15 protein-coding genes are annotated in these 17,110 nt (G+C 71.6%); 5 read left to right on the top strand and 10 right to left on the bottom strand.

All coding sequences use genetic code 11. The features are described from left to right. Positions 1 to 288 precede the first annotated feature (288 nt). Positions 289 to 1,371, top strand: coding sequence for an NUDIX domain-containing protein (locus ACFFF6_RS13930; protein ID WP_376981733.1), 1,083 nt, complete (start codon positions 289 to 291; stop codon positions 1,369 to 1,371). Between the two features lie 27 nt (positions 1,372 to 1,398). On the opposite strand, the gene ACFFF6_RS13935 is transcribed toward ACFFF6_RS13930, so the two are convergent. From ACFFF6_RS13935 to ACFFF6_RS13970, 8 genes are all read right to left on the bottom strand, one after another. Then, positions 1,399 to 2,727: a thymidine phosphorylase gene (locus ACFFF6_RS13935; RefSeq protein ID WP_376981735.1), complete on the bottom strand. Its 1,329-nt coding sequence runs from the start codon at positions 2,725 to 2,727 to the stop codon at positions 1,399 to 1,401. Further along, positions 2,724 to 3,179, bottom strand: a complete 456-nt coding sequence (locus tag ACFFF6_RS13940; RefSeq protein ID WP_376981738.1) for a cytidine deaminase — start codon at positions 3,177 to 3,179, stop codon at positions 2,724 to 2,726. Before ACFFF6_RS13940 ends, ACFFF6_RS13935 begins: the two co-directional genes overlap by 4 nt. Positions 3,180 to 3,186: 7 nt before the next feature. Next, on the bottom strand, positions 3,187 to 4,509 hold the full coding sequence (locus tag ACFFF6_RS13945; protein WP_376981740.1) for an ABC transporter permease: 1,323 nt from the start codon (positions 4,507 to 4,509) through the stop codon (positions 3,187 to 3,189). Continuing rightward, complete coding sequence (locus ACFFF6_RS13950) at positions 4,506 to 5,810, bottom strand: ABC transporter permease (protein ID WP_376981742.1); 1,305 nt, start codon at positions 5,808 to 5,810, stop codon at positions 4,506 to 4,508. The genes ACFFF6_RS13945 and ACFFF6_RS13950 overlap by 4 nt, the downstream gene beginning before the upstream one ends. Further along, positions 5,807 to 7,378: an ABC transporter ATP-binding protein gene (locus tag ACFFF6_RS13955; protein WP_376981744.1), complete on the bottom strand. Its 1,572-nt coding sequence runs from the start codon at positions 7,376 to 7,378 to the stop codon at positions 5,807 to 5,809. Before ACFFF6_RS13955 ends, ACFFF6_RS13950 begins: the two co-directional genes overlap by 4 nt. Before the next feature lie 129 nt (positions 7,379 to 7,507). Continuing rightward, positions 7,508 to 8,626, bottom strand: a complete 1,119-nt coding sequence (locus tag ACFFF6_RS13960; RefSeq protein ID WP_376981745.1) for a BMP family lipoprotein — start codon at positions 8,624 to 8,626, stop codon at positions 7,508 to 7,510. A 188-nt stretch (positions 8,627 to 8,814) separates the two neighbouring features. Further along, complete coding sequence (locus ACFFF6_RS13965) at positions 8,815 to 10,050, bottom strand: amidohydrolase (protein WP_376981747.1); 1,236 nt, start codon at positions 10,048 to 10,050, stop codon at positions 8,815 to 8,817. A 45-nt stretch (positions 10,051 to 10,095) separates the two neighbouring features. Next, a complete protein-coding gene (locus tag ACFFF6_RS13970; protein ID WP_376981749.1) occupies positions 10,096 to 11,178 on the bottom strand; it encodes a mannose-1-phosphate guanylyltransferase in 1,083 nt (360 codons plus the stop codon). A gap of 288 nt (positions 11,179 to 11,466) precedes the next feature. Here ACFFF6_RS13970 and sdhC point away from each other — a divergent pair, with 288 nt between their 5' ends. Genes sdhC through ACFFF6_RS13990 form a run of 4 tightly spaced genes read left to right on the top strand, consistent with a single transcriptional unit; the run spans position 11,467 to position 14,856 of the window. Next, on the top strand, positions 11,467 to 11,844 hold the full coding sequence (gene sdhC, locus ACFFF6_RS13975) for a succinate dehydrogenase, cytochrome b556 subunit (protein WP_376981751.1): 378 nt from the start codon (positions 11,467 to 11,469) through the stop codon (positions 11,842 to 11,844). A gap of 5 nt (positions 11,845 to 11,849) precedes the next feature. Further along, positions 11,850 to 12,305 (top strand): succinate dehydrogenase hydrophobic membrane anchor subunit, encoded by a 456-nt coding sequence (locus ACFFF6_RS13980; RefSeq protein WP_376981753.1) that lies wholly within the window; start codon positions 11,850 to 11,852, stop codon positions 12,303 to 12,305. Positions 12,306 to 12,322: 17 nt separating this feature from the next. Next, a complete protein-coding gene (gene sdhA / locus ACFFF6_RS13985) occupies positions 12,323 to 14,098 on the top strand; it encodes a succinate dehydrogenase flavoprotein subunit (protein WP_376981755.1) in 1,776 nt (591 codons plus the stop codon). Then, positions 14,098 to 14,856: a succinate dehydrogenase iron-sulfur subunit gene (locus ACFFF6_RS13990; protein ID WP_376981757.1), complete on the top strand. Its 759-nt coding sequence runs from the start codon at positions 14,098 to 14,100 to the stop codon at positions 14,854 to 14,856. The genes sdhA and ACFFF6_RS13990 overlap by 1 nt, the downstream gene beginning before the upstream one ends. A 53-nt stretch (positions 14,857 to 14,909) precedes the next feature. Here the strand turns inward: ACFFF6_RS13990 and ACFFF6_RS13995 are convergent, their stop codons facing one another. Next, the gene (locus ACFFF6_RS13995; RefSeq protein WP_376981759.1) at positions 14,910 to 15,734 is read right to left on the bottom strand and encodes an exodeoxyribonuclease III; all 825 of its coding nucleotides are present in this window, start codon (positions 15,732 to 15,734) and stop codon (positions 14,910 to 14,912) included. 103 nt (positions 15,735 to 15,837) lie between these two features. Further along, on the bottom strand, positions 15,838 to 17,043 hold the full coding sequence (locus ACFFF6_RS14000; protein WP_376981761.1) for an alpha/beta hydrolase family protein: 1,206 nt from the start codon (positions 17,041 to 17,043) through the stop codon (positions 15,838 to 15,840). Positions 17,044 to 17,110: the final 67 nt, after the last annotated feature.

Here is a 17,110-nt window from a genome sequence, read left to right on the forward strand (position 1 = left end):
GATGCTCGCAGAGAGCAGGGACGTCATGTCCATGATCGACATGCTCTCCGACAGCGCGTCCCCTCTCCGCGTCTCTCCCCGTCGCCCGCTCCTCCTCGTCCTATCGCGGTCCTATCGCGGTCCCATCGCATCGCCGTCCGCTCCGCACCGGCGCAGCGGAACCCGGCCCGCTCCCGACCGGACGGCGCGGCGGCGTCCGCGAGGAGGAGCCAGCCGGACCGGCGTCGGCGTCCGCTGCTCGACGTTCCCGGTGAGGGGAGCCGGGCAGGACGTCTAGAATCGTCACCCATGATCGACCCCGCGCCCCGCCCCCGCCCTCCGCGTCGCATCGTCCTGGTCGCCGGGCCCTCCGGGAGCGGCAAGGGCATGATGGCGCGGCGCAGCGGGCTCCCCCTCGTCGCCCTCGACGACTTCTACCGGGACGAGGACGATCCGGGTCTGCCCCGGCGCTTCGGGATCGTCGACTGGGACGATCCCGCCTCCTGGAACGAGGGCGAGGCACTCGCCGCGCTCACGGCCCTCGCCCACGACGGCGCCGCGGACCTCCCCGAGTACTCGATCCCCCGTTCCCGGCGCACCGGCTCGACGCGGCTCGCGCTGGGCGAGGAGCGGTTGATCGTCGCGGAGGGCATCTTCGCCGCCCGGCTCCTCCCGCCCCTCGCGGCCCTCGGACTGCTCGCCGATGCGCTCGTGCTCGACCGTCCGACCCCGCTCGTGTTCGGCCTCCGCCTCGCCCGCGATCTGCGCGATTCCCGGAAGCCGCCGCTCACGCTGCTGCGCCGCGGCTGGGGACTGGCCGGGGACCAGGCCGGGGACATCGCCGCCTGGACCGCTGCGGGCATGCGACCGGTGGGCCTGCACGAGGGGGTCCGTGCGCTGCGCTCCCTCGCGGACCTCGCCGAGGCGGAGCAGCACCATGCCGCGGCCGGAGGTGCCGAGACGGTGCTGCGCATCGCCGCGGTCTGCTTCCTGCGCGAGGGCCCCAGCGGTCCGGAGCTGCTCTCCGTGCGCAAACGAGGGACCGGTTCCTACATGCAGGTCGGCGGGAAGCTCGAGCCCGGGGAGGACGCCGCGGAGGCGGCCGTGCGCGAGGTCCTCGAGGAGCTCGATGTCGCCCTGGACCCGGAGGATCTGGAGCTGCTGGGACGCTTCGACGAGGTCGCGGCCAATGAGCCGGGCACGCGCGTGGAGGCGAGCGTCTTCCTCGCCCCGCCCGATGTCCTGCCCCGGGACGTCGCGGTGCAGGCCGAGCTCGAGGACCTGTTCTGGTGCCCGCTCGACGCGGACGCCGCCGGCCGGCGCCTCGCCCCGCTCATGACACGGCACATCCTGCCGCACCTTCGGTCCCTGCTGTCGGAGCCGTCGGCCTGACCCTGCCGGTCGGGCAGGCCCTGCGGATCAGCTGATCCGATCCAGGACGATGCTCCGCGACGCGGTCCCCGTCCCTTCCGGAGCGATGTCCCAGGCGTCCTCAAGCGCCTCCAGCGCGCGTCCGAAGCGCCCGGGGGTGTCGGTGTGCAGCACGGCGAGGACGTCCCCGGAACGCACCGGCTCGCCGATGTGCCGCCGGATCTCCACCCCGGCCGCGGCCTGCACGGACTCCCCCGGACGCGAGCGTCCCGCGCCGAGCCGCCAGGCGGCGACGCCGATGCCCATCGCATCCAGCCCGCGCACGGTCCCGTCCTGCCGGGCCCGCAGCTCCTGCGTGTGCGCGGCGACCGGCAGCGGTGCCTGCGGGTCGCCGCCCTGGGCGGCGATCATCGCGCGCCAGACGTCCATGGCGCGGCCGTCGGCGAGCGCGGCCTCGACGTCGGCATCGGGCCGGCCCGCGCTCGCCAGCATCTCGCGGGCCAGGGCGAGGGTCAGCTCGACCACGTCGGCGGGTCCGCCGCCGGCGAGCACCTCGAGGCTCTCGCGGACCTCCAGGGCGTTGCCGACCGTGCGCCCCAGCGGCGCGGACATGTCCGTGAGCAGCGCGACGGTGCGCACGCCGGCATCGGTGCCGAGGTCGACCATGGTGCGGGCGAGCTCGCGCGCATCGGCCTCCTCGCGCATGAAGGCGCCGGCCCCGGTCTTCACGTCCAGGACCAGGCTGGCCGTGCCCTCGGCGATCTTCTTGCTCATGATCGAGCTGGCGATCAGGGGGATGGACTCCACCGTGCCGGTGACATCCCGCAGGGCGTACAGCTTCCGGTCGGCCGGGGCGAGGCCGCTGCCGGCCGCGCAGATGACGGCGCCGACGCCCTCGAGCTGCGCCATCATCTCGTCGTTGCTCAGCGCCGCGCGCCAGCCGGGGATCGCCTCGAGCTTGTCGAGGGTGCCGCCGGTGTGTCCGAGGCCGCGGCCCGACAGCTGCGGGACGGCGACGCCGAACGCCGCCACCAGCGGGGCCAGCGGCAGGGTGATCTTGTCGCCCACACCGCCGGTGGAGTGCTTGTCGGCGGTGGGGCGGCTGAGCGCGTCGAAGCTCATCCGCTCGCCCGAGGCGATCATCGCCGCGGTCCAGCGGGAGATCTCCTCGCGCTCCATGCCGTGGAGGAAGATCGCCATGGCCAGGGCGGACATCTGCTCCTCGGCGACCACGCCGCGGGTGTAGGCGTCCACGACCCAGTCGATCTGGGCGGGCTCGAGCTTCCCGCCGTCACGCTTGGCACGGATCACGTCGATGGCGTCGAAGGGCTCGACGATCTCGTCGCCCGCGGTGGAGGTGGGGGTCGTGGTGCTCATCGGTCCCGTCCTGCGTCGATGTCGGCGGCGGCGAAGGACTGCGGCAGCAGGCCCTCGAGGTCCCGCGTCCCCGCGGGGGTGAGGATGGTGAATCCGGGGGCGGCGTGCTCGGCCAGCAGCTGACGGCATCGGCCGCAGGGCATGATGACCTCGCCGGGGCCGTTGACGCACACGACATGGGTGATCCTCCCGCCGCCGCCGGCGACGAGGTCGCTGATCAGCCCGCATTCCGCGCACAGCGTCACGCCGTAGCCGGCGTTCTCGACGTTGCAGCCGGCCACGGTGCGGCCGTCGTCGGCGAGCGCGGCCGCCCCCACCCGGTATCCGGAGTAGGGGGCGTAGGCACGCTCGGCCACGGCGCGGGCGGCGGCGAGCAGAGCGGGGAAGGGCTCGGGGGCGGTCGGTGCCGGGCCGCCGGGCACGGGATCGGAGGGAGTCTCGTTCGAGGTCACGGAGTCCTCACTGCTTGACGTAGGGGATGCCGTCGGCGGCGGGGACGCGCACGCGTCCCACGACGCCGGCGACCGCGAAGAGGGTCACGATGTACGGGAGCATGAGCAGGAACTGGCTGGGGATGCCGGCGCCCGTCCCCGCGGGCAGGGTTCCCAGCCGCAGCTGGAGGGCGTCGGCGAAGGCGAACAGGAGCGCCGCGGCGAGCGCGCCCACCGGATGGTATCGGCCCAGGATCATCGCGGCGAGGGCGATGTACCCCTTGCCTGCGCTCATCTCCTCGCCGAAGGCGACGCCGGTGCCGATGGTGAGGGTCGCCCCGCCGAGGCCCGCGACGGCCGAGCCCAGCAGGACGTTGGACCAGCGGGTGCGGTTGACGTCGATGCCGACCGTGTCCGCGGCGCGGGGGTGCTCGCCCACGGCCCGCACGCGCAGGCCCCAGCGGGTGCGGAACAGCGCGATCGTGAGGAGGACGACGATGATCCACATGAGGTAGACCAGGACCGTCTGCTCGAACAGCACCCGGCCGATGATCGGGAGGTCCGCGAGCACGGGGATGCGGATCGTGGGCAGGCGCAGCGGTGCGTTGAACGTCCCGGGGTTCTGCTTCATCACGGTGCCGAAGAAGAAGCTCGTGAGGCCGATCGCGAAGACGTTCAGCACCACGCCGACGATGATCTGCTGGACCTGGTAGCCGACGGCGAACAGGGCGAGCGCCGCCCCGATCACGAGCGCCATGACCGGCGCGGCGAGCAGGCCGATCCACGCGCTGCCGGTCATGGAGCCCAGCAGCACCGCCCCGAACGCCCCGAACAGGAGCTGCCCCTCGATGGCGATGTTGATGACGCCTGCGCGCTCGGACAGGACGCCGGACAGGGCGCCGAAGGCGAGGGGGACGGCCAGCACCATCATGGTCTGCAGCATCGCGCCGAGGGCGACGGTCGAGCCGTGGAAGGCCCAGGCGAGGAAGGCGGTCACCCACAGCAGCGCGAAGGCGATCGTGAGGCCCGGGCGCAGCCGGCCGGGCAGGGGGCGCGCCGTCGCGGCGGTCGCCCCGAGGACGGCGGCGATCAGCAGCGCGAGCATGGCGCAGACGATCGCCGTCGGGCCGGTGGGCAGGATCACGTCGTGCGGGAGGATCCCGCCGGGGTTGAGATCGCCGTCCTCCGCGATCCGGAAGGCGGTGCGGCTCCCGCGGGGCGCGCCGACCCCGAAGACCAGCAGCGCGAGGAGGCTCAGCACGGCGAGGGAGGCGGGCAGATGCCACCAGCCGGGTCGGCGCTGCGGAGCCGAGGGCGCCTCCGGGCGGCTGTCGAGGGTCGCGGTGCTCATGCGCTCTCTCCCGTCGTGGTCGCGGTCTGCGCCGGGGTCTCCTGCGAGGTCTTCCTCCCGCGCCGCGGCCGTCCGGGACGGTCGACGGAGCCGAGGCCGATGAGGTACCGCACCAGGGGCGGGGCGGCGATGAACAGCACCACGAGCGCCTGAATCACCTGCACCAGGTCGATGGGGGTGCCCTGCGAGGACTCCATGAAGCGCCCGCCGGTGGACAGGCCCGCGAACAGGACGCCGGCCAGCAGGATGCCGACGGGCCCCGAGCGTCCCAGCAGCGCGACGGTGATCGCGTCGAAGCCGATGGTCCCTGCGATCGAGCCGGTCAGCCGCTGCTCGGTGCCGAGGACGTGCACGCCGCCGGCGAGGCCCACGAGAGCGCCGGCGACGAGCATGATGCCGATGGCGCTGCGGCCCACGTCGATGCCGGCGACCTCCGCCGCCCGCGGGTTGGACCCCACGGCACGGAAGCGGAAGCCGAGCGTGGAGCGGTTCATGAGCCACCACAGGAAGACGACGGAGGCGATCGCGACGAGCAGGCCGGCGTGGAGGCGATGGTCGTCCCCGGCGATGAGGGGCAGGCGGGCGTCCGCGCCGACGGCGGGCGAGGTGGGCTGCGCCTGGTTCGCGCCGGTGAAGGCGGCGGTCGTCAGGGCGAAGGCGAGGCCGTAGGTCGCGATCCAGTTCAGCATGATGGTGCTGATGACCTCGCTGGCCCCGAAGCGGGCCTTGAGCCAGCCCGCGATCCCGCCGTAGAGGCCGCCCGCGATGATCGCGGCGAGCAGGCAGGCGAGCAGGTGGAGGACGGGCGGCAGATCGACGGAGAAGCCGACGTACCCGGCGGCGGTGGCGCCGATGATGAGCTGGCCGGTGCCGCCGATGTTGAACAGGCCCGAGCGGAAGGACACCGCCATGCCGACGGAGGCGATGATCAGCGGGGTGGCGACGGTGAGGGTCTCCAGCAGCGGCTTGATGCCGCGGGCGAGGGCGGGGACCAGGACGTAGGTGCCGGACCCTCCGCGCTCGCGGAGCTCGTCCGCGACCTTGCTGAAGCCGTTGCTGTCGAAGACGGCGCCGCGGAACATCGCGGCGTACGCCTCGGTGATCGCGGTCCAGGCGGCGCGGACGGTGTCCTGGGGCCGGGCGAAGAAGTACCCGGCCGCGGTGCGGACCTCGACGTTGGAGACCAGGATCAGCGCCGAGCCGATGAGGAAGGCGAAGACGAAGGCCATCACGACGACCAGCAGGTCCCCGCGGGCGATGCGCTGGGCGAGGCCCTGCTCCGGGGCGGGCTTCGCGCTCATGCGATCTCTCCTTCGTCCACGAGCTGGGAGTCCTCGGTGCGGGCTCCGGCGGCCACCGCCTCGCGCGCGGCCTCGACCGTGTAGCCGGCCATCATCAGGCCCAGCACGTCGCGGTCCTCGTCGGCCGGGACGATCCCGAGGATGCTGCCGCGGTACATGACGGCGATCCGGTCGGAGAGCTGGATGACCTCGTCGAGCTCGGTCGACACGATGATCACCGGTGTGCCCTTGTCCCGCTCGGCGATGATCCGCCGATGGAGGAACTCGATCGAGCCGACGTCGACGCCCCGGGTGGGCTGGCTCGCGATGAGCAGCGAGAGGTCCCGGCCCAGCGCCCGGGCCATGACGACCTTCTGCTGGTTGCCGCCCGAGAGCGTCGAGACGTGGTCGTCGATCGATCCGGTGCGCACGTCGTACTCGGCGACGTCGGCGGCGGCGCGTGCACGGATGGCCGCGGGGCGCAGCGACAGGAGGGAGCCGTAGGGGGCTCGGTCGTGCTGGTCCAGGACGAGGTTCTCGGCGACGGTGAAGTCGGGCACGAGCGCATCGTGGGTCCGGTCCTCGGGGACGAAGCCGACGCCCCGGTCGATGATCTGGGCCGTGCTGCGTCCCACGAGCTCCGTGCCGTGCAGCCGGATCGAGCCGTGCGCGGTCCTCTCGAGGCCCAGCAGGGCCTCGGTCAGCTCCGTCTGGCCGTTGCCCTGGACGCCGGCGATCCCGAGGATCTCCCCGCGGCGGACGTCGAGGTCGATCCCGTCGAGGGTGGGCAGCCCGTCCGCGTCGACGGCGCCGAGCCCGCGGATCTCGAGGGCGACGTCCCCGGGCGTCCCGGGCTCCTTGGCGAGGCTCAGCTCGACGGCGCGGCCGACCATGAGCGAGGCGAGCTCGGTCTGGTCGGCGGAGGGGTCCGCGACGGCGACGACCTTCCCTCGACGGATCACGGTGATGCGGTCCGCGACGGCCTTGACCTCGCGCAGCTTATGGGTGATGAAGACGATCGAGGTGCCGTCGTCGCGCAGCTGCCGCATGATCTCCATGAGCTCGTCGGTCTCGTGCGGGGTCAGCACGGCCGTCGGCTCGTCCAGGACGAGGATCTCGGCGCGGCGGGACAGCGCCTTGATGATCTCGACGCGCTGCTGCGCGCCGACCGGCAGGTCCTCGACGACGGCGTCGGGGTCGAGCTCGAAGCCGAAGCGCGCGGAGATCTCGCGGACGGTGCGCCGCGCGCTGGCGAGGTCGAGGAGGCCGCCGGAGGTGGGCTCGTGGCCCAGCACGACGTTCTCCGCGACGGTGAACGGAGGGACGAGCATGAAGTGCTGGTGGACCATCCCGATGCCGGCGCGCATCGCGTCGCCCGGGCCCGAGAAGTGCACGGGACGATCGTCCAGCAGGATCTGCCCGCCGTCGGGGCGGTACAGGCCGTAGAGGACGTTCATCAGCGTGGACTTGCCGGCGCCGTTCTCGCCCAGCAGGCTGTGGATCTCCCCCGGCTGGACGACCAGGTCGATCGAATCGTTGGCCACGAAGGTCCCGAAGACCTTGGTGATGCCCTGGAGCTCGAGCTTCACGCGTGCTCTCTTCCTCGCGGGACGGGTGTGCCTGCGGCGCGATGGTATCTCGCCGGGCGGGACCCGACGGCCCCCGGTGGGTGTCCGGGGGCCGTCGATCTGCCGTGCGGGCCGGTCGGGCCCGATGGCTCAGGAGAGGTTCTGCGGGGAGGCCGCGGACTCCACGACGATCGTGCCGTCGACGATGTCCTTCTGCAGCTGCTCGACCTCGCCCTTGAGCTCGTCGCTGACCATGGCGTCGAGGTCGTGGTAGGGGGCGAGGCCCACTCCGCCGTTCTCGAGGGTGCCGATGTAGGGCTCGTTCTCGAAGCTCCCGCCCTCGGCGTCGCGGGTCACGTCCTCGACGGAGGTGGTGATGCCCTTCTGGACGGAGGTGAGGATCAGCGGCTTCGCGGACTCGTCGGTGATCGACTCGTAGCCGTCGGTGTCGACCCAGATCACGTACCGGCCCTCGCCCTCCTTGGCGGAGGCCAGGGTCCCGGAGCCGACGGGGCCGGCGACCGGCATGACGATGTCGGCGCCCTGCGAGTAGAAGGTGTCGGACAGGGCCTTGCCCTTGGACTGGTCCTCGAAGTCCCCGGAGAAAGAGCCCTTCTGGCTGGCCTTGTCCCAGCCCAGCAGCTGGACGTCGGTGCCGTGGACCTCGTTGTACTTCGCGACGCCGTCGGCGAAGCCGTCCATGAAGATGGTGACGGTCGGGATCTGGATGCCGCCGTAGGTGGCGACCTTGCCGGTCTTCGAGGTGCCCGCCGCGAGATAGCCGGCGAGATAGGCGGCCTGCGCCGTGTCGAAGGACAGGGGCTTGACGTTCGGGAGCTCGATCGCCTCGCCGTTCTCGTCCTGCGCGGTCGAGTCGATGATCGCGAACTCGACGTCCTCGTTGGCCGCGGCCTGCGAGCCGGTCGCGGGCGCCAGCAGGAAGCCGACCGTGAAGATCAGGTTGCAGTCCTGGGCGATGAGGTTGTCGATGTTGGTGGTGAACTGCGCCGGATCCGTCGACTCCGCGGTCGCGGTCGCGATGCCCAGCTCCTCCTTCGCGTTCTGCAGCCCGGTGTAGCCGGACTCGTTGAACGACTTGTCGTCGAAGCCGCCCGAGTCCGAGACCATGCAGGCCTTGAAATCGGAGGCGGCCTGGTCGCCGCCTCCGTCGCTGCCGCCCTCGGCGACCGGCTCCGGTGCCGATCCGCAGGACGAGAGGGCGAGGACACCGATGCCGGCGACGGCGGCGATGCGGGCGAAGTTCTTCACGGGACCTCCAGGGTGTGAGGCAGGCGCCGATGATCCCGGTCCTCAGGAGTGGGAGGGATGGGATGCGCGCCGCCGAGGATGCACCGGAACAATAGCCCGCGCGGGCACGTCCGCGGAGTGCTTCGGGGCGGCCGGGTCGAACCGTTATGCAATCGTCGCTGGGGCGGGCTCGGGCCCGGCTCCCCCGCTCACAGCAGCGGGAGGTCCCGCTGCACGCAGGTCGCGGCGAGGACCCCGGCGCCGATCCCGATCGCCCGCTCGTCGATCATCAGATCGCCCATGTGGAGGTCGAAGGTGCGTCCGCCGGGCGTGCGGGTGCCGAGCCGTGCGAGGGCCCCGGGGACCTTCTCCAGGTACCAGGCGAAGTCCTCCCCGCCGAGCGACTGCGCGGTCGGGTCCACGTTCGCGGGACCGAGCACGCTGCTCGCCGCCGCCTGCAGGACCTGCACGCTGAACCGGTCGTTCTCCACCGGGGGGACCCCGCGGTCGTGCTCGACCAGCGCCTCGACGCCGTAGGGGCGCACCAGGTCCGCGGCGAGCTCCTCGAGGAGCTCCTCGGCGAGGTCCCAGGCATCGTGGTCCAGGCAGCGCAGCGTCCCCTCGAGCGAGCCCGAGGACGGGATCGCGTTGAAGGCGCTGCCGGCGTGGACGGAGCCCCAGGTGAGGTTCACGCCGCTGCGCGGGTCCATCCGGCGGGTGAGCGCGGCGGGGAGCTGTGTGATGACGCAGCCCAGCGCGTACACGAGGTCCTGGGTCAGGTGGGGGCGCGAGGTGTGTCCTCCGGCGCCGCGCAGCTGCACCCGCACCGGGTCGGTCGCCGAGGTGATCGGGCCTGCCTTGAGACCCACGTGCCCGACGTCGACGCCCGGGTCGCAGTGCAGCGCGAAGATCGACTCGACGCCCTCGAGGACGCCCTCTCCCAGCAGCTCGAGCGCACCGCAGGGATGCTTCTCCTCCGAGGGCTGGAAGACCAGGCGGACGGTGCGGCGCAGCTGTCCGGCCTCGGCGACGCGGACCAGCGCCATGGCAGCGCCGAGGACGGCGCTCATGTGCACGTCGTGGCCGCAGGCATGGGAGACGCCCTCGACCTGCGAGCGGTAGGAGGCGGTGCTGAGCTCGGGGATGCCGAGGGCGTCCATGTCCGCGCGCAGGGCGACCGCGCCGAGGCTCGGATCCGAGCCGGGGATGTCGCAGATCGCGCCGGTGCGCGGCATGCGGACGGGGGCCAGGCCCATCGACTCCAGCTGGGCGACGACATAGTCCGTCGTCTCGAACTCCTCGTGGCTGAGCTCGGGGTGACGGTGCAGATGCCGGCGGATCGCCCGCAGCTCCTCCCGCCGCTCCTCGAGCGCACGGGCGATGATCCCGTCCCCGCCGAGCACGTCCGTGAGCACCGCCGTGCCGATCTGCTCCACCTGGCTCACCTGGGTCCGCCTCCTGCGCCGTCCGTCCGTTCCCGCCCCGGCAGACTAGCCCAGATGGCCGAGGCCGGCCGCGGGCAGTCCACGCACCAGCGCCCCGAGGTCCTGGGCCCGCTCATCGGCGAGGACGAGCAGGACGTCCTCCGTCTCCACCACGCTGACGCCCTGGACGCCCAGGAGCGCGACGGGGCGCGCGGATCCGCTGTAGACGGTGGCCCGGGAGTCCTCCGCGAGGACCGCGGCATCGCCGAGCACGACGACATCGGGCCCGGCCTCGCCCGCCCGCAGCTGACGGGCGAGCGCCGCGAAGTCGCCCACGTCGTCCCAGTCGAAGTCCGCGGGGACGACCGCGACCCGGCCCTGGGCGGCGAGGGGCTCCGCGAGGGCGTGGTCGATCGCGATGCTCGTCAGGGTGGGCCAGATCCGTGCCATCAGCGCGGGCTCCTCCTCGGTCCCCATGCCCGCCGCGAGCTCGCGCGCGCCCGCGGCGAGCGCGGGGATCTGCTCGGCGAGGGCGTCGAGCAGCATCGCCGCGCGGGCCACGAACATGCCGGCGTTCCAGGAGAAGCGCCCGGTGGCCAGGAACTGCTCGGCCCGCTCCCGGTCGGGCTTCTCCACGAAACGGACCACCGCGCCGGCGCCGCTGCCGGCGAGGTCGGCCCCGGCGGCGCCGTCCGCCGCGCGCTCGATGTACCCGAAGCCGGTCGCCGGGCCGGTCGGGGTGATGCCCAGGGTGACGAGGTAGCCGCGCTCGGCCGCGGCCCGGGCCTTCTCGACGGCTCCCGCGAAGGCGGCGGCGTCCTCGACCAGGTGGTCCGCGGCGAAGGAGCCGATCACCGCGTCCGCGTCCTCGCGCTCGGCGACGGCGGCGGCCAGCGCGATCGCGGGCATGGAGTTGCGGGGGCTCGGCTCCGCGAGCACGCGCGCATCCGAGCCGACCTGCGTCTCGACCTCGGCCGCATGGGCGCGGCCGGTGATCACCAGCGGCGGCCGGTCCGCGAGCGGGAGGACGCGATCGACGGTCTGCTGCAGCAGGCTGCGACCCGAGTCCGTGAGATCCAGGAGGAACTTGGGGCGATCCCGACGAGACAGCGGCCACAGCCGCGTGCCGGAGCCCCCCGCAGGGATCACCGGCACGAAGGGGCTTTTTCTGACAGAGGCGCCCGAGAGCGGGCCATCGGATGTCTGGCCGGACACATCGAACGCTGCGGAGGACGTCTGGGAGCGTGGCATGTGCGAAGCCTACTGGGCTGTTCCGGGCGTCGACGCACCAGCTCAGCGGGGCTGAGGATGCTGACACGGTGCTAGGCTGAAACCGCCCCTGCCGAAGGCGACGTCGGGGTCGCCTCGATGCTGTCCGCACCGACGTCCTCGACGCTCGAACCACTTCGGCGAAGACTGTCGTAACTGGAGGACTCCGTGGCATCAGCCCAGTCCGGGACGCTCTATCGCGGACGCGAGGGAATGTGGTCCTGGGTCGCTCACCGCATCTCAGGAATGCTCATCTTCCTGTTCCTCCTCGTGCACGTCCTCGACACGGCGCTCGTGCGCGTGTCGCCCGAGGCGTACAACGAGGTGATCGGACACTACAAGACGATCGTGTTCGGGCTCGGGGAGATCGGGCTGGTCGGCGCGATCCTCTTCCATGCCCTGAACGGCCTGCGCATCATCCTGGTGGACTTCTGGTCCCAGGGGACGCAGCGCCAGCGGCTCCTGTTCTGGGTGGTCGTCGGGCTGTGGGTCGTGCTCATGGCCGGATTCGTCCCCCGTCAGCTGATGCACATGTTCGGAGCGTGATCCCCATGCCGACCTCCACCACCTCGATCCCGGATCCGAGCACCCGCTACCGTCGCACGGGCATGCGCGGGCTGAACTCCGAGATGCTCTCGTGGGTCTTCATGCGCGCCTCCGGCGTCCTGCTCGTGATCCTCGTGTTCGGCCACCTGTTCGTGAACCTGTGGCTCGGCGAGGGCGTCAACCGCATCGACTTCGCCTTCGTCGGCGGCAAGTGGTCCTCCCCGTTCTGGCAGACCTGGGACCTGCTCATGCTGTGGCTGGCGATGATCCACGGCGGCAACGGCGTGCGGACCATCATCAACGACTACGCCCACGGCCCGCGGCTGCGGCTGGCGCTCAAGGCGCTGCTGTACGCCGCCGCGATCATCACCATCGTCCTGGGGACCCTCGTGATCTTCACCTTCGACCCCTGCCCGGCCGGGGCGAACCCTGATCTCCTCCCCTCCATCTGCACGGACTGAACGGAGCCAGCTGACTCATGCAGACCCACAAGTATGACGTCGTGATCGTCGGGGCCGGCGGAGCCGGCATGCGCGCGGCCCTCGAGTCCTCCAAGCGCGCCCGCACGGCCGTGCTCACCAAGCTCTACCCGACCCGGTCCCACACCGGCGCCGCGCAGGGCGGCATGTGCGCCGCCCTCGCGAACGTCGAGGAGGACAACTGGGAGTGGCACACCTACGACACGGTCAAGGGCGGGGACTACCTCGTGGACCAGGACGCCGCGGAGGTCATGGCGAAGGAGGCCATCGACGCGGTCCTCGACCTCGAGAAGATGGGCCTGCCCTTCAACCGCACCCCGGAGGGACGGATCGACCAGCGCCGCTTCGGCGGACACACCCGGGAGCACGGGGAGGCCCCCGTGCGCCGCTCCTGCTACGCCGCGGACCGCACCGGCCACATGATCTTGCAGACCCTCTACCAGAACTGCGTCAAGCAGAACGTCGAGTTCTACAACGAGTTCTACGTCCTCGACGTGCTCATGACCGGAGACCCCCGCTCCGACGAGGACGTGCGCGCCAGCGGCGTCGTCGCCTACGAGCTCGCGACCGGCGAGATCCACGTCTTCCGCGCCAAGTCCGTCGTCTTCGCCTCCGGCGGATTCGGCAAGATGTTCAAGACCACCTCCAACGCGCACACGCTGACCGGCGACGGGCCCGCGATGGCGCTGCGGCGCGGGATCCCGCTCGAGGACATGGAGTTCTTCCAGTTCCATCCGACGGGCCTCGCGGGGCTGGGCATCCTGCTGTCGGAGGCCGCCCGCGGCGAGGGCGGCATCCTGCGCAACAGCGAGATGGAGCGCTTCATGGAGCGCTACGCGCCCACGCTGAAGGACCTCGCCCCCCGTGACGTCGTCGCCCGTGCCATGGCCAACGAGGTGCGCGAGGGCCGCGGCTGCGGGCCCAAGAAGGACTACGTCCTGCTGGACCTCACGCACCTCGAGCCCGCCCACATCGACGCGAAGCTCCCGGACATCACCGAGTTCGCCCGCACCTACCTGGGCGTGGAGCCGTACACGGAGCCCGTGCCCGTGTTCCCCACCGCGCACTACGGCATGGGCGGGATGCCCACCAACATCAAGGGCGAGGTCCTCCGCAACGAGACCGATGTGATCCCGGGCCTGTACGCGGCCGGCGAGGTCGCCTGCGTCTCCGTGCACGGCGGCAACCGTCTGGGCACGAACTCGCTGCTGGACATCAACGTGTTCGGCCGCCGCGCCGGCATCTACGCGGCGGAGCATGCCGCGGAGGTGGAGCTCGCCGAGCTCGAGGACGGCGTCGAGGCCCCCACCGTCGAGCTGCTCGAGCGCCTGCGCGATCGTCCCGCGACCACCGATCGCATCGCCGACATCCGCAGCGAGCTGCAGGAGACGATGGACGCGAACGTCCAGGTGTTCCGCACCGAGGAGACCTGCCGCGTGGCGCTCGCGAAGATCGCCGAGCTGCAGGAGCGCTACCTGACCGTGTCCGTGCAGGACAAGGGCAAGCGGTACAACCTCGACCTGCTCGAGGCCGTCGAGCTCGGCTTCCTGCTCGACCTCGCGGAGGTCGTGACCATCGGCGCGCTGAACCGCAAGGAGTCCCGCGGCGGTCACTTCCGCGAGGACTTCGACAAGCGCGACGACGCCGACTACCTCTGGCACACCATGGCCTACCGCACCCTGCCGGGTGAGGAGGGCTTCGAGGGCACGGGCATCCGCCTGGGCACGAAGCCCGTCGTCATCACCCGCTACGAGCCGAAGGAGCGCACGTTCTGATGACCGCCGTCGCTGAGAAGCCCCAGGCCCAGGGCGCCGGGGAGATCCCGTCGTTCCAGGTGACCCTGCGCATCGCGCGCTTCAACCCGGAGAACGAGGCCGGCACCGTCTGGCAGGACTTCACCGTCACGATGCACGGGACCGACCGCGTCCTCGATGCGCTGCACGAGATCAAGTGGCACCATGACGGGTCGCTCTCCTTCCGCCGCTCCTGCGCCCATGGCGTCTGCGGCTCCGATGCCATGCGCATCAACGGCCGCAACCGCCTGGCCTGCAAGACCCTGCTCAAGGATCTCGACATCGCGAAGCCCATCACGGTCGAGCCGATCAAGGGCCTGCCGGTCGAGAAGGACCTGATCGTCGACATGGAGCCGTTCTTCGACTCCTACCGCGAGGTCATGCCGTTCCTCGTGTCCCACGGGCACGAGCCCAGCAAGGAGCGCCTCCAGTCGGCGGAGCAGCGCGAACGCTTCGACGACACCACGAAGTGCATCCTGTGCGCGGCCTGCACCTCGTCCTGCCCCGTGTTCTGGACCGACGGCCAGTACTTCGGTCCGGCCGCGATCGTCAACGCGCATCGCTTCATCTTCGATTCGCGCGATGACGCCGGGGAGCAGCGCCTGGAGATCCTGAACTCGAAGCAGGGCGTGTGGCGCTGCCGCACGACCTTCAACTGCTCCGAGGCCTGCCCGCGCGGCATTCAGGTCACCAAGGCGATCGCCGAGGTCAAGCAGGCCGTCATCCGCGGCCGCATCTGACGCTCGCGCCTGCTGCGGCTCAGTCCGCAGCAGGCGCGGCGTCCCGGCGCCGCTCAGCTGTAGGAGATCACCAGCGGCGCGTGGTCGGACCAGCGCGTGTCGTAGCTGGGGGCGCGGTCGACCTGCGCCGTCGTCGCCCGGGCGGCGAGGTCGGGGGTGGCGACCTCGTAGTCGATCCGCCAGCCGGAGTCGTTGTCGAAGGCCTTGCCCCGCTGCGACCACCAGGTGTACGGGCCGGGGCCGTCGCCGTGCAGGGTCCGGTGCACGTCGACCCAGTCGAGCTCGCTCATGAGGCGGGTGAGGTAGGCCCGCTCCTCCGGCAGGAAGCCGGCCACCTTCAGGTTGCCCTTCCAGTTCTTGATGTCCCATTCGCTGTGGGCGATGTTGAGGTCACCGGTGAGGAGGACGTGGCGGCCGTCGGAGCGCAGGGTGGCCAGGTGCTCCATCATGACGTCGAGGAAGGCGTACTTGTCGATCATGGTCTGCGGCTTCTCGACGTTGCCGGAGTGCATGTAGCAGGAGATGACGGTGAGGGTGCGGCCGTCGCCCAGCGGGTCTGCGATGTCGAGCTCGAGCCAGCGACCCGTGTGCGCGTCCTCCTCGAGGCCGGGGAGCCCGTGGCGGACCCCGGCGAGGTCCGCCTTCTCCTGCAGCTCATCCCGCACGGCGATGGCGACGCCGGCGCGTCCCTTCAGCTTCGAGGCCTCGGAGACCACCTGCCAGCCGTCCCCGATCAGCGGCCCGACCAGCTCGTCGGGCGCCCGGACCTCCTGCATGGTGATCACGTCCGCGCTGGTCGCGGCGATCCATTCGGGCATTCCCTTGCGAGCGGCGGCCCGCAGTCCGTTCACGTTCACTGTGGCGATGGTGATGCTCATGCCGCCCAGTATCCCAGGCGCACCGACGATCGAGCGGAGAACCCGCGGTTCTCCTCGGCGCCGGAGCACCGTGCCCGTGCCGCGACCGCCCCGGGGATCGCGGTCAGTAGGTCCCGTCCGCGCGACTCACGCCGACGTCCACGGTGTCGATGACCTGTGCGCCGTCGCCGAGCACGTTCTGCATCGACTCCGAGTCCTGATAGGCGGCGATCGTGTCCGCCGCCCCTCCCTGGGCCCCCTCGATGCTATCGCTGTAGTGCTGGATCCCATGGTTGACGAACGGGTCCCCGTCCCACGCCCCCGGGGCGTCGAAAGTGACCTCGTGACGGTTCGGCGAGGACGGCATCGCCGGGTCCGCGTAGGGGTTCCCGTCGAGCGCCGGCACGATGTCCCCGGGGTGGAAGCCGTCCGTGAAGAGCATGCCGTTGCCCACGTGGGCAAAGTTGATCGTGCTCGTGCTCGAGGGGACCGCGGCGTTCTCGACCGGCGAGCCGACGGTGATGACATCGGTGATGTTCCAGCCCTGATCACCGCCGTTGTAGTGCGGGTCCGCGGCGAGGTTCGAGGCCACGATCCCGCCCTGGGAGTGCCCGGCGAGGACGACATCGGCCCCCTGCGGGATGCCGGCGGCCTCCATCGCGGCGATGAGCGCCTGGCGGGAGTCGGTGTCCTGCCCCAGGAGCGCGCCGGGGTTCTGGTTCCAGTCGTTGGGATTGGCCCCGGTGTCCGACGGATTGAGCAGATTCCCGGCGTCCCCGTACGAGCCGGGGACGTAGACGACGTAGCACGTCTGCCCGTCCTCCCCCACGATCGCCTGGACCCGGATGGAGGTCGCCTCCGGCGTCTGCTGCTCGTTGGCGATGTTCAGGTTGTCGATGAGCTGGTCGATCGAATGCGGGATGACGAAGTCCTCGGGGCGGGTCATGTCCTCCGCACCGATGGGGGCGATGTCGTCGCCGGGATCGTCGTACGGCCCGCTGGCGAGCCCCCGGAAGAACGCGCTGGTGCCGCCGTCGGCTCCCCCGTCCCCCGCTCCCCCGCCCTCCGCGGCCGATGCGCTGTCCTGCGCAGCGGCCTGGTCACGGATCGCCGAGGCGTCGGACCGCAGCGTCCCGGCGGTCGCGGACATGCGCGCCCGGGCTGCCTCGACCCCGGCCCGGAACGCGTCCGCATCGGGCCCGGTCCAGCGGACCCCTCCCGCGCACGCACGCAGCCGGTCCCCCAGATCCATGATCCGTCCTGCTCGCACCTCGAGCAGGTCGCCGTGCGCCGACGCCTGCTCGACGTCCATTCCCAGGAACGCCTCCATGGGTCCACCTCCTCGCTTCCGCTCGGCCTGCCTCGACGTCGTCAGCGTAGGCCGATGCGCCAGCGGC

This window comes from Brachybacterium hainanense, assembly GCF_042434575.1.
GTDB classification, from domain to species: domain Bacteria; phylum Actinomycetota; class Actinomycetes; order Actinomycetales; family Dermabacteraceae; genus Brachybacterium; species Brachybacterium hainanense.

Excerpts from the sequence above, each read along its gene's own strand:
- ACFFF6_RS13930 (WP_376981733.1), top strand. The coding sequence starts at position 289 with ATGATCGACCCCGCGCCCCGCCCCCGCCCTCCGCGTCGCATCGTCCTG.
- ACFFF6_RS13945 (WP_376981740.1), bottom strand. The coding sequence starts at position 4,509 with ATGAGCACCGCGACCCTCGACAGCCGCCCGGAGGCGCCCTCGGCTCCG.
- ACFFF6_RS13990 (WP_376981757.1), top strand. The coding sequence starts at position 14,098 with ATGACCGCCGTCGCTGAGAAGCCCCAGGCCCAGGGCGCCGGGGAGATC.
- ACFFF6_RS14000 (WP_376981761.1), bottom strand. The coding sequence starts at position 17,043 with ATGGAGGCGTTCCTGGGAATGGACGTCGAGCAGGCGTCGGCGCACGGC.
- ACFFF6_RS13995 (WP_376981759.1), bottom strand. The coding sequence starts at position 15,734 with ATGAGCATCACCATCGCCACAGTGAACGTGAACGGACTGCGGGCCGCC.
- ACFFF6_RS13935 (WP_376981735.1), bottom strand. The coding sequence starts at position 2,727 with ATGAGCACCACGACCCCCACCTCCACCGCGGGCGACGAGATCGTCGAG.
- ACFFF6_RS13950 (WP_376981742.1), bottom strand. The coding sequence starts at position 5,810 with ATGAGCGCGAAGCCCGCCCCGGAGCAGGGCCTCGCCCAGCGCATCGCC.
- sdhA (WP_376981755.1), top strand. The coding sequence starts at position 12,323 with ATGCAGACCCACAAGTATGACGTCGTGATCGTCGGGGCCGGCGGAGCC.
- ACFFF6_RS13980 (WP_376981753.1), top strand. The coding sequence starts at position 11,850 with ATGCCGACCTCCACCACCTCGATCCCGGATCCGAGCACCCGCTACCGT.